The organism is Azospirillum sp. BE72 (assembly GCF_031455875.1).
Classification (GTDB): Bacteria; Pseudomonadota; Alphaproteobacteria; order Azospirillales; family Azospirillaceae; genus Azospirillum.
Genome location: NZ_JAVDTO010000020.1, coordinates 94,961 through 106,113, shown reverse-complemented (window position 1 = coordinate 106,113; position 11,153 = coordinate 94,961). Strand labels below are relative to the sequence as shown.

The window sequence follows — 11,153 nt, the reverse complement described above, 5'->3', positions numbered from 1 at the left end:
CCCTGCGAAGCGGGGGAGGGTTAGGGTGGGGGCACCGGAGCCGGCGCTCAGATCACCCGCGCCTCGTTCTTCAGCTTGTCGACCAGGGTGGCGACGTCCGGCACCTTGATGCCGGCCTGACGCTTGGCCGGTTCGGCGACCTTCACCGTCTTCAGCCGCGGCGTCACATCGACACCCAGGGCGTCCGGCGTGACGGTCTCCAGCGGCTTCTTCTTCGCCTTCATGATGTTGGGCAGCGAGGCGTAGCGCGGCTCGTTCAGGCGCAGGTCGGCGGTGACCACCGCCGGCAGCTTCAGCGACACGACCTCAAGCCCGCCGTCGATCTCGCGGGTGACCGCGACCGTGCCGTCGCCGGCGACGACCTTCGAGGCGAAGGTGCCCTGGCCCCAGCCGAGCAGGGCGGCGAGCATCTGGCCGGTCTGGTTGCAGTCGTCGTCGATCGCCTGCTTGCCGAGGATCACCATCCCCGGCGCCTCCTTCTCGACCAGCGCCTTCAGCACCTTGGCGACGGCAAGCGGTTCGGTGGTCACGTCGGTCTGCACCAGGATGGCGCGGTCGGCACCCATCGCCAGGGCCGTGCGCAGCGTCTCCTGCGCCTGGGTCGGGCCGATGGAGACGACGACGATCTCGGTCGCCGTGCCGGATTCCTTCAGGCGGACGGCCTCCTCGACGGCGATCTCGTCGAAGGGGTTCATCGAGAATTTCACGTTGGAGGTCTCGACACCGGACTGGTCGGTCTTGACCCGAATCTTGACGTTGTAGTCGACGACGCGCTTCACGGCGCAGAGGATCTTCATGGCGCGGGTCCCTTTGAAAATGGGCGGCGTGCGGGCATGGGAGGGCGCTGCCCCCACCCCGACCCTCCCCCGCCGGGCGGGGGAGGGGATTTAGGTGCTCTAACCGGCCGAGAGCGGGGGAGGGTCAGGGAGAGGGCAAAGTGCCCCGCCCCTTACAGCCCCTCGGTCTGCTTGCGCAGGACGTATTTCTGGATCTTGCCGGTGGAGGTCTTCGGCAGCGGGCCGAACACCACCGTGCGCGGGCACTTGAAGTGGGCCATGTGGGCGCGGCAGAAGGCGATGATGTCGGCCTCGGTCGCGGTGGCGCCGTCCTTCAGCGTGACGAAGGCACAGGGCGTCTCGCCCCACTTCTCGTCATGGCGGGCGACGACCGCGGCCTCCAGCACCTCGGGATGCTTGTAGAGCACGTCCTCCACCTCGATCGACGAGATGTTCTCGCCGCCGGAGATGATGATGTCCTTCGAGCGGTCCTTGATCTCGACATAGCCGTCTTCATGCCAGACGGCGAGGTCGCCGGTGTGGAACCAGCCGCCGGCGAAGGCCTCTTCGGTCGCCTTGGGGTTCTTCAGGTAGCCCTTCATGACGTTGTTGCCGCGCATCATGATCTCGCCCATCGTGCGGCCGTCCTTCGGCACCGGCTCCAGCGTGAAGGGATCGGCGACGATCACCGCCTCCAGCATCGGGCCACGCACGCCCTGGCGGGCCTTGATCGCCGCCTTCTCGTCCAGCGACAGGCCGTCCCAGCGATCGTGCCAGACGCAGACCACGGTCGGGCCGTAGCATTCGGTCAGGCCGTAGACATGGGTGACTTCCCAGCCCATGCGCTCCATGCCGGCGATGACGGCGGCGGGCGGGGCGGCACCGGCGACCATCACCTTCACCTTCTGCTCGATGCCCTGCTTCAACTCGGCCGGCGCGTTGTTCAGCATGTTCAGAACGATGGGCGCACCGCAGAAGTTGGTCACCCGCTCCTCGCGGATCAGCTTCAGCACGGCGTCGGGGCGGACTTGGCGCAGGCAGATCGCGGTGCCGGCGGTGACCGCGATGGTCCAGGGGAAGCACCAGCCGTTGCAGTGGAACATCGGCAGCGTCCACAGATACACGGGCGCGTCGCCCATGTTCCAGGACAGCGCGTTCGACACCGCGTTCAGATAGGCGCCGCGGTGGTGATAGACGACGCCCTTCGGGTTGCCGGTGGTGCCCGAGGTGTAGTTCAGCGCGATGGCCTGCCATTCGTCGGCCGGCAGGGTCCAGGCATGCTCCCTGCCGACATCGCTGATGAAGGCCTCGTAATCGCGGTCGCCGATCAGCTCGCCGCCGATGTAGGTCGGATCGTCGATGTCCACCACCGGGATCGGCGCATCCAGCAGGGCCAACGCCTTCTTCGCCACACCGGAGAACTCGCGGTCGACGATCAGGATCTTCGCTTCGCCATGCTTCAGGATGAAGGCGATGGCTTCGGCGTCCAGGCGGGTGTTGACGGCGTTCAGCACGGCGCCGGCCAGCGGCACGCCGAAATGAGCCTCGAACAGCTCGGGCGTGTTGGCGGCCAGCATCGCGACGGTGTCGCCCTTGCCGATCCCCAGGTTCGCCAGCGCCGCGGCCAGACGGCGCACCCGGACGATGGTCTCGGCCCAGGTCCGGCGGACCGGGCCATGGACGACGGCCAGCCGGTCGGGCCACACGGAGGCGGCGCGCTCCAGGAAAGTCAGCGGCGTCAGCGCGACGAAATTGGCGGCGTTGCGGTCGAGGTCGCGTTCATACGGATTGGCGCGAACATCGAGTGCGGCGGCAGTTTCACTCATCGGACCGTTCTCCCCAGGGGTTCTTGTTGCGCGCCGACATTGGGCGCGGCGGTGTTGGAAACAGCCTGTACCAGATCAGCTTTGCGCAACTTTCTCAGGATTATGACCAATTGTTATTGGAGTTGTTGCGGCCCCGGGCAAGCGAGGCACCCCATTCACCGTAACCCGGATCGCCGCAGCCCAGTTCACCGCAGCCCAGTTCACCGCAGCCCAGTTCACCGCAGCCCAGTTCACCGCAGCCAAGTCACGTCGCCGGCGAACAGGTATCCGGCACCGTAGACCGTCTTGATCAGCCGCGGGGCGCGGGGATCGTCCTCGATCTTCTTGCGGATGCGCGACACGCGGACGTCGATGCTGCGGTCATAGGGAAAATCGTCGCGGTCCTGGTCGGGCCCCTGCAGATGCTCCCGCGACAGCACGCGCTTGGGCGCCTTCAGCAGGGTCAGCAGAAGCGAGGCCTCCGCCGCTGTCAGGCTTTCCTGACGGCCATCATCGGCGCTCAGCGTCAGGTTGCCGAGGTCGAAGACCCAATTGCCGAAGCGCGCCCGCGCGGTCTCCGCCGCAGCCGTGGCGCCGGCCAGCTGTTCGCGGCGGCGGATGGCGCTGTTGACGCGGGCGACCAGTTCCCGCGGCTCGAAGGGCTTCACGATGTAATCGTCGGCGCCCAGCTCCAGCCCCAGAATCCGGTCGGAGGTGCCGCCGCGCCCGGACAGGATGATCACGCCGAAGCGCACATCCTCCCACAGTTCGCGAACCAGGGTCAGCCCGTCCATGTCCGGCAGGCCGAGATCGACAAGGCACAGGTCGGGGGCTTGGCGCTGGATCGCCGCCCGCGCCTCCCGCCCGCTAGCCCAGCAGGACACCTCGTAGCCGTATCCCTCCAGCACCTCTTTCACCAGCCGGCGGATGTCGGCCTCGTCCTCGACCAGATAGATGCGCTTTTTCTGCACCACGCGCGTTTCCCCTCGGCACTCGTCGCCCTGTTTTTCCAGGTGCGTTTGTTCGGCCCGATTGCATCAGGCGGCCTGAGTGTATCAGGCCGGCGCGGGTTGGGCGGCGTGGCCGATGGCCGCCACCAGATCCCGCTTGTCCCATGGCTTGCTCAGTATGACGGCATCGGCGGGGATATCGCCATACTCGACCGTGAATCCGCTGACCAGCACCACCCGCATGTCCGGCCGCAGCAGCCGGGCGCGCCGCGCCAGTTCCACCCCCGACAGGCCGGGCATGACGATGTCGGAGACCAGCAGAGACAGCCCGTCGATCTGCTCCACCAGCTCCGCCGCCTCGTCGCCGCTCGCCGCCTCCACCACCGAGAAGCCGAGGTCGACCAGCTGCTGGCGCATCACCTGCCGGACATCGTCGTTGTCCTCCGCCACCAGCGCCAACTGGCCGGACCAGCCGCCGCCCAGGGGTTCGGCCGTCGCCGGTTCGGCATCGGGCAGGCGGGCCACCGGCTCGGCGCGCGGCAGCAGCAGGGTGACGGCGGTCCCCTCCCCCGGCCGGCTATCGATGCGCAGATAGCCGCGCGACTGCTTGACGAAGCCGTAGACCATCGACAGCCCCAGCCCCGATCCCAGCGCCTTGGTGGTGAAGAAGGGCTCCACCGCGCGGGCCAGCGCCTCCGGCGTGAAGCCGGTGCCGGTGTCCGTGACGCGGATTTCCAGGTAATCGTCGGGCCGGACCGGCTCGTCGAAGGACAGGGTGTCCTCCACCCGGCGGATGCCGACCGCGATGTCGAGCCGGCCGCCGCCCGGCATGGCGTCGCGCGCATTGATGGCGAGGTTGACCAACGCGTTCTCCAGCTGGGTCTGGTCGGCGATGGTCCAGCACTCCCGCCCCTCCTCCGGCACGCCGATGGCGATGGAACTGGGGAAGGAGCGGCGCAGCAGCACCGCCATGTCGCGCAGCAGCCCGCACAGTTCGATCGGCTCCGGCTTCAGCGGTTGCTGGCGGGAGAAGGCGAGCAGCCGGGCGGTGATGTCGGCGCCGCGGCGGCCGGCACGCTGGGCCGGCTCCAGATAGGCGTCCAATCCCTTGACCGCGGCGTAGCGCTCGCGCGCCGCCGCAAGGTTGCCGATGATGATCGACAACAGGTTGTTGAAGTCGTGCGCCAGCCCGCCCGACAGCTGGCCGACCGCCTTCAGGCGCTGCGCCTCCACCAGTTGGCGTTCGGTCTGCTTCTCGTCGGTGATGTCCAGGGTCAGCACGAACAGGCCGGTGACGGCGCCGTCCTCCGCTCCACCCTCGCCACGATGGCCCTCGCCGCGATGGGGAATCAGCGTGGTCTTGGTCACCATGTCGCGGCCGTCGCGCGGAAAGGCGTATTCGAAGGTCACCACCTCCCCCGACAAACAGCGGTCGAGATGGGGGCGCAGCACCGCCATGGCGCGCCGGCCGACGACGGCGGCAAGATCGCGACCGATCACCTCGGACTTGTCGCGGCCGACCAGTTCGCCCCAGCGCAGGTTGGCGAAGGTCAGCCGCCCGTCGCGGTCCAGCCCGGCGATGCAGGCGGGGATCGCGTCCAGGATCACGCGCTGGCGCGTCTCCGCCTCCGCCAGCGCCGCGGTGCGGTCGCGCACGCGGCTGTCCAGCGTGGCGACGGTGTCGCGCAGTTGCCGGACCATCCCGTCGAAGGCGGAGGCCAGCAGCCCGATCTCGTCGCCGCGGCGGATGCCGCTCTGCGCGCCGAGGTCGCCGGCCCGCACCTGCACCGCGGTGTCGGCCAGCCGGCGCAGCGGCCGGACCAGACGGCCGACGGCGACATAGCCCAACAGGCTGCCCGCCGCCATCAGCGCCATGCCGATGGCGAGGATGCGGTTGCCCAGCACCACCGACGACCGCTGCAACTCGTCCACATAGACCGACGAGGCGATGTACCAGTCGAAGCCTTCGAAATGCCGGACCCAGCTGATCTTTTCATAGGCGTAGTTGCCGGGATCGTCGGGCTTGTCCCACAGGTAGGTCAGCGGCTCCCCCCTGGCCGCGGCGGCTTTCAGATCCTCGGCGATCGGGCGGCCGGTCGCCGAGTTCAGCCGGTCGCCGAAGGCCGTGCCCTCGATGTTCGAATTCGGGTGGATGATCATCCGGTTCGCCGAATCGAAGATGTAGAGGTATCCGGTGCGGGCGATGCGCAGCTTGCGCAGGGCCTGGCGCAGATCCTCGATCGCCTCGGCCTTTCGCCGCTCCACCTCGGCGTCGACGTCGGCCAGATAGGCGCCGGTGCCGACGATGATGCCGCGTTTGGGCAGATCCTTGAAGAAGCTGAGCTTCGGCGCCCGCTCGTCGCCGTTCGGCCGCCACCACGGATAGGTCTGGAAGCCCTCGCCCTCCCGCTTGGCGGTGGCGACGATGGTGGGCAGGATGTGGCGGCCCAGATTGTCGCGCAGGTCGTCGGACTTCCGCCCCTGATAGTCCGGCGAGGGATGCGACAGGATCACCGAGTCGTAGCCGATGGCCCAGACATAATCCCCGTTGCCGTAGCGGAAGGCGTGCAGCCCCTCCATCGCCTCGCGCCGCGCCTCTTCCGCCGTGATCTCGCCGCGGTCGGCACGGGCATGGACATGCTCGATATAGCCGACGGCCAGTTCGAGCACGTCGCGCAGGCGGGTCTTGTAGGACTCCACCGTGGTGCTGCGCTGCTCCTCCAGCCCGCCGCGGATGCGGCTGACCAGCTCGAATACGTTGTCGAGGATGGTGCGGCTGGCGTCGCGTTCGATCTCGTAGGCCTTCTCCTCGATGAAGGGAACGGAGAAGACATAGGCCGCCGCCGAGAACAGCCCGAGCGAGATCAGGATCGCCGAGAACAGCCGGAGGAACAGGGGCGAGCGGATCATTTTCCGGACGAAGCGGCGGGATATGGGGATCGAAGGGCTCCCCTCCATCATTCCAGCTTCGCTGCCCAGGCTCAATCCGAATCGGTGGAATTGTTACCGGAATTGCGCTGAAACAATTCGTCATATTTCCGGGAAATTTGCGAAACAGTGTTTTGTTAGCCGGAAAAGCATAAGCCCGAACAGGGTGCCACAAGGACGTTTACCGTCTGGAGGAAACATGCACTCCCCCGCGAACACTCCGGTCTACGAACGGGTCCGCCGGAACCCCAAATTCCAGGAGCTGGTGCGACAGCGCAGCCGGCTCGCCCTGATCCTGTCGGCCGTCGTGCTGGTCGGCTATTACAGCTTCATGATGGTGGTGGCCTTCGCGCCGGACCTGCTGCACAAGCCGATGTCCGACGACTCGGCCCTCAGCGTCGGCTTCCCCATCGGGGCGGCGATCATCATCCTGTCCTGGCTGCTGACCGGCGTCTATTCCCATTTCGCCAACGGCCGCTTCCAGGACCTGACCGACGAGATCACGCGGGAGACGCTGCAATGACCGCCCGCCGGATCCTCCTGACGGCGGCTGCCGCCACCCTGTTCGCCCTTCCGGCGCTGGCCGCCGGCGATGTCGGGCAGCTGGAAAAGCAGCCGGTCAACCTGTCCGCCATCGGCATGTTCCTGGCCTTCGTCGTGATGACGCTGGGCATCACCTACTGGGCGGCGAGCCGCACCCGCTCGACTTCCGACTTCTACACCGCGGGCGGCGGCATCACCGGCTTCCAGAACGGACTGGCGATCGCCGGCGACTACATGTCGGCCGCGACCCTGCTGGGTCTGTCGAGCCTGGTGTTCGCCAAGGGCTATGACGGCTTCGTCTACACCATCAGCTTCTTCGTCGGCTGGCCGATCATCCTGTTCCTGCTGGCGGAGCGGCTGCGCAACCTCGGCCACTTCACCTTCGCCGACATTGCGTCCTACCGGCTGGACCAGGGCAAGATCCGCACCTTCGCCGCCATCGGTTCGCTGACGGTGGTGTGCTTCTACCTGATCGTCCAGATGGTCGGCGCCGGCCAGCTGATCAAGCTGCTGTTCGGGCTGGACTACAACATCGCGGTCATCGTGGTCGGCGTGCTGATGGTCGTGTACGTCACCTTCGGCGGCATGATCGCCACCACCTGGGTGCAGATCATCAAGGCGGTGCTTCTACTGGGCGCCGGCGTGATCCTCGCCTTCCTCGCCCTGTCGCGCTTCGGCTTCAGCCTGGAGGCCATCGCCAAGAGCGCCATCGCCTCGCACAAGGACGGCGTGAAGATCATGGGGCCGGGCACGCTGCTGGCCGACCCGGTGTCGGCGGTGTCGCTGTCGCTGGGCCTGCTGTTCGGCACCGCCGCGCTGCCGCACATCATGATGCGCTTCTTCACCGTCCCCAACGCGCGCGAGGCCCGCAAGTCGGTCTTCTACGCGTCGGGCTTCATCGGCTTCTTCTTCCTGATCGTCTGCGTGCTGGGCATGGCGGCGATCACCATCGTCGGCACCGATCCGCAGTTCTTCGAAGGCGGCAAGGTCGGCGGCAAGCTGATCGGCGGCGGCAACATGCCGGTGATGCATCTGGCCAAGGCGCTGGGCGGCGACCTGTTCCTCGGCTTCCTGTCGGCGGTCGCCTTCGCAACCATCCTGGCGGTGGTGTCGGGCCTGGCGCTGGCCGGCGCCTCGGCCATCGCGCACGACCTCTACGCCCGCGTCATCCGCAAGGGTGAGGCGACGGAGCGCGAGGAAATGCGCGTGTCCAAGATCGCGTCGCTGGTCCTGGGCGTGCTGGCCGTCGTGCTGGGCATCGCGTTCGAGAAGCAGAACGTCGCCTTCCTGGTCGGCCTGACCTTCGGCGTCGCGGCGTCGGTGAACTTCCCGGTGCTGATCCTGTCGATGTACTGGAAGGGGCTGACCACCCGCGGCGCGCTGGCGGGCGGCATCGCCGGCCTGATTTCCGCGGTGACGCTGGTGATCCTGTCGAACGCGGTGTGGGTCGTGGTTCTGAACAACCCGAAGCCGATCTTCCCGTACGAGCAGCCGGCCCTGTTCTCGATGACGCTGGCCTTCATCGTCACGATCATCGTGTCGAAGCTGGACAGCAGCGCGTCCGCCCGTGCCGAGCGCGACGCCTTCGAGGACCAGTTCGTCCGCTCCCAGACCGGCATCGGCGCCGCGGCTGCCGCCAAGCACTAACGGTCTGATTTTCCAAAGGAAAGCGCCCTTCCCCACACCGGGGAAGGGCGCTTTTCTTTTGTCAGCCCGCCGACACGCTGTTGTCCTTGCGGCGCGACAGCTGCACCTGACCGTCCAGGCATTTGACATAGCCGGTCTTGCCCGGCTTCAGCCCATCGAGGATCGTCACCAGCGCCCGCGGGATCGCCGCGAACTCCTTGGAGCCGCGCGACTGGCCGTTGTAGACGGCGATGTGCTTGCGCAGGTCCTCCTTGGACACCGGCTTTCCGTCATTCCCGATCATCCCGTCCGCCTTTTGCTCCGTTCACCGGAGACAGGCTTACGCCTGCATCCCGTCGGCCGCAACCGGCTGGGCGACGCGGCCGGCGGGGAAGCGGACGGTGACGACGGTGCCGCAGCCCGGTTCGCTGTCGATGGACAGGCTGCCGCCATGCAGGGCCATCAGGTCGCGGCAGATCGACAGGCCGAGCCCGGTGCCGCCGAAACGGCCGGGGATGCTGCTGTCGGCCTGCTGGAACGGCTCCAGAATGCGGGCCAGCGCGTCGGCGGGGATGCCGATGCCGGTGTCGCACACGGCGATGGCGAGTCCGTCCCCCGCCTCCAACCCTGCCGTCACCGTCACCCGGCCGCCGCGCGGGGTGAACTTCACGGCATTCGACAGCAGGTTCAGCAAGACTTGCCGCAGAGCCCGCTCGTCGGCCAGCAGCCTGGGCAGGCCGGGGGCGCAGTCGCTCTCCAGCGTCACCCCGCCGGCGTCGGCGGGAACCGCCGCCAGCGCCCGGCAGGTCTCGATGGCGTCGGCCGGCTCCAGCCAGCTTTCGTCCAGCGTGTAGCGCCCGGCCTCCAGCTTCGACATGTCCAGCACGTCGTTGATGAGGTCCAGCAGATGGCGCCCGCTGTTCTGCACATGGCGCGCATAGTCGTGGTAGCGCGGACTGCCCAGCGGTCCGAACAGCTCGTGCAGCATGATGTCCGAAAAGCCGATGATCGCGTTCAGCGGCGTGCGCAGCTCGTGGCTCATGGTCGCCAGGAAGGCGCTCTTGGCACGGTTGGCGGCCTCCGCCTGGTCGAGCGCGGCGGCAAGCCGTTCGGCCGCCTCCACCCGTTCGGTGATGTCGCGCGCCTCGACCACCAGCACCGTCACGGCGCCCCCGTCGTCGAAGACCGGCTTGATCGTCACATCCATCACCCGGGTGACGCCGTCGGCGATCACGTCGGTTTCATAGCGGACGAGGCGGCCGGACGCCGCCTTTCCGATCGACTGGCGGAAGGCCTCCGCCAGTTCGCCGGTCCGGGCCCAGCCGCGGAACTCCCAGGCGCGGCGCCCGATCAACGCCTCCGCCGGCAACCCGGCCAGGGCGCAGGCCGGCCGGTTCAATGCCAGCACCCGCCCGTCGGGGGACAACAGCCCCATGATCTGGAAACTGCTGTCGAACAGGGCCTGCGACCGGCGTTCGCTGGCCCGCAGCGCCTGGGTTGTCGTCTCCAGCCGGCCCAGCTGCCGCAAGGCCAGCAGGGCCAGGAGCATGACCACCACCGACACCGCGGCGGTTTCCAGCACGCGTTTCCAGCGGTCGGCATACCAGCCGGCCAGCACATCGTCGGTCCGGATGCGGACATAGACGTAGAACGGCAGGCCCGCCACCCGGCGGACGGTGCCGATCCGCTCGCGCCCTTCCGCCGGATCGAAACCGGACAGCGTCCGCGCGGTTTCGTCGGCGGGCAGGCGGGGCAGGAATCCGGCAAAGGCGGCGCGGTCGCGGTCGAGCGGCAATCCGGCCCGTGAATAGGCCAGGACCGCTCCATTCTCGCGATAGAACAGGATGATGCTGAGCGGTCCAACGTTCTGCGTCGCATAGAGCCGGGTGAAGCGGTCGAGATCGAGTACCGCCACCGCCGAGCCACTGCCGTCGGCCAGCGGCCGGACCATGGCCGCGCGCCAGCCGCCGCCGGCCTCCCGGTAGGGTCCGACGAAGGCCGCCGATCCGCCGGCCGCCGCCTCGGCCAGCGGGGTTCCGGCGACCGACGCCAAGGTGTCCATGCCTGCGGCCTGCCGCACCCGGCCATCCCGCTCCACGATCAGCAGCGTCCTCAGCGCCTGCCCGGGGCCGGCGCCGGCGCCCGGCGCCCAGGCCGTTTCGGCCAGCAGATGGGCAGGAATCTGCCCTCCCTCCGTGATCGCATGCAGGGAATAGCCGGCCACAACCATGGCCCGGCGGGCATCCTCTTCCAGCAGGCTGGACAGGTTGGAGGTCTGGCGCAGACCGTCCTGCAGCGCCCGGTCGCGGGTACGCTCCAGATCGGCGTAGGCCACCAGCCAGAAGCCGGCGATAACCGCCGCGAGCAGGCCGATGCGCATGCCGGCCACCGGCGACAGGGACAACGCGCCTGATCGCAACTGCCGCCACCATCCGCGCGCAGCGCCGGCCGGTTCGGAGAAATCCGTCAAAGGCAAGAGTCCGCCGCGGCTGAATTCCAGAGAACGTCAAGCCGGTTCGGCCGGA

Annotated in this window: 8 protein-coding genes; 2 read left to right on the top strand and 6 right to left on the bottom strand. The window is 68.1% G+C overall.

What is annotated here, in order from left to right:
* Nucleotides 1-47: 47 nt before the first annotated feature.
* The 4 genes from J2Y49_RS29015 to J2Y49_RS29000 form a co-directional block, all read right to left on the bottom strand.
* Nucleotides 48-797 (bottom strand): electron transfer flavoprotein subunit beta/FixA family protein, encoded by a 750-nt coding sequence (locus tag J2Y49_RS29015; RefSeq protein ID WP_310118987.1) that lies wholly within the window; start codon nucleotides 795-797, stop codon nucleotides 48-50.
* Nucleotides 798-949: 152 nt separating this feature from the next.
* The gene (locus tag J2Y49_RS29010) at nucleotides 950-2,602 is read right to left on the bottom strand and encodes an acyl-CoA synthetase (protein ID WP_310118985.1); all 1,653 of its coding nucleotides are present in this window, start codon (nucleotides 2,600-2,602) and stop codon (nucleotides 950-952) included.
* Nucleotides 2,603-2,832: 230 nt separating this feature from the next.
* Nucleotides 2,833-3,555: a response regulator transcription factor gene (locus tag J2Y49_RS29005; protein ID WP_194911235.1), complete on the bottom strand. Its 723-nt coding sequence runs from the start codon at nucleotides 3,553-3,555 to the stop codon at nucleotides 2,833-2,835.
* 81 nt (nucleotides 3,556-3,636) lie between these two features.
* On the bottom strand, nucleotides 3,637-6,441 hold the full coding sequence (locus J2Y49_RS29000; protein WP_310118983.1) for a cache domain-containing protein: 2,805 nt from the start codon (nucleotides 6,439-6,441) through the stop codon (nucleotides 3,637-3,639).
* Between the two features lie 217 nt (nucleotides 6,442-6,658).
* Between J2Y49_RS29000 and J2Y49_RS28995 the strand changes: the two genes are divergently transcribed.
* Together J2Y49_RS28995 and J2Y49_RS28990 are read left to right on the top strand one after the other, a co-directional pair.
* On the top strand, nucleotides 6,659-6,982 hold the full coding sequence (locus J2Y49_RS28995) for a DUF485 domain-containing protein (protein WP_310118980.1): 324 nt from the start codon (nucleotides 6,659-6,661) through the stop codon (nucleotides 6,980-6,982).
* The gene (locus J2Y49_RS28990) at nucleotides 6,979-8,649 is read left to right on the top strand and encodes a cation acetate symporter (protein ID WP_310118978.1); all 1,671 of its coding nucleotides are present in this window, start codon (nucleotides 6,979-6,981) and stop codon (nucleotides 8,647-8,649) included. Before J2Y49_RS28995 ends, J2Y49_RS28990 begins: the two co-directional genes overlap by 4 nt.
* Nucleotides 8,650-8,710: 61 nt before the next feature.
* Here the strand turns inward: J2Y49_RS28990 and J2Y49_RS28985 are convergent, their stop codons facing one another.
* The gene (locus tag J2Y49_RS28985) at nucleotides 8,711-8,932 is read right to left on the bottom strand and encodes a hypothetical protein (protein ID WP_310118976.1); all 222 of its coding nucleotides are present in this window, start codon (nucleotides 8,930-8,932) and stop codon (nucleotides 8,711-8,713) included.
* A gap of 36 nt (nucleotides 8,933-8,968) precedes the next feature.
* Nucleotides 8,969-11,032: an ATP-binding protein gene (locus J2Y49_RS28980; RefSeq protein ID WP_310118974.1), complete on the bottom strand. Its 2,064-nt coding sequence runs from the start codon at nucleotides 11,030-11,032 to the stop codon at nucleotides 8,969-8,971.
* Between the last annotated feature and the right edge of the window lie 121 nt (nucleotides 11,033-11,153).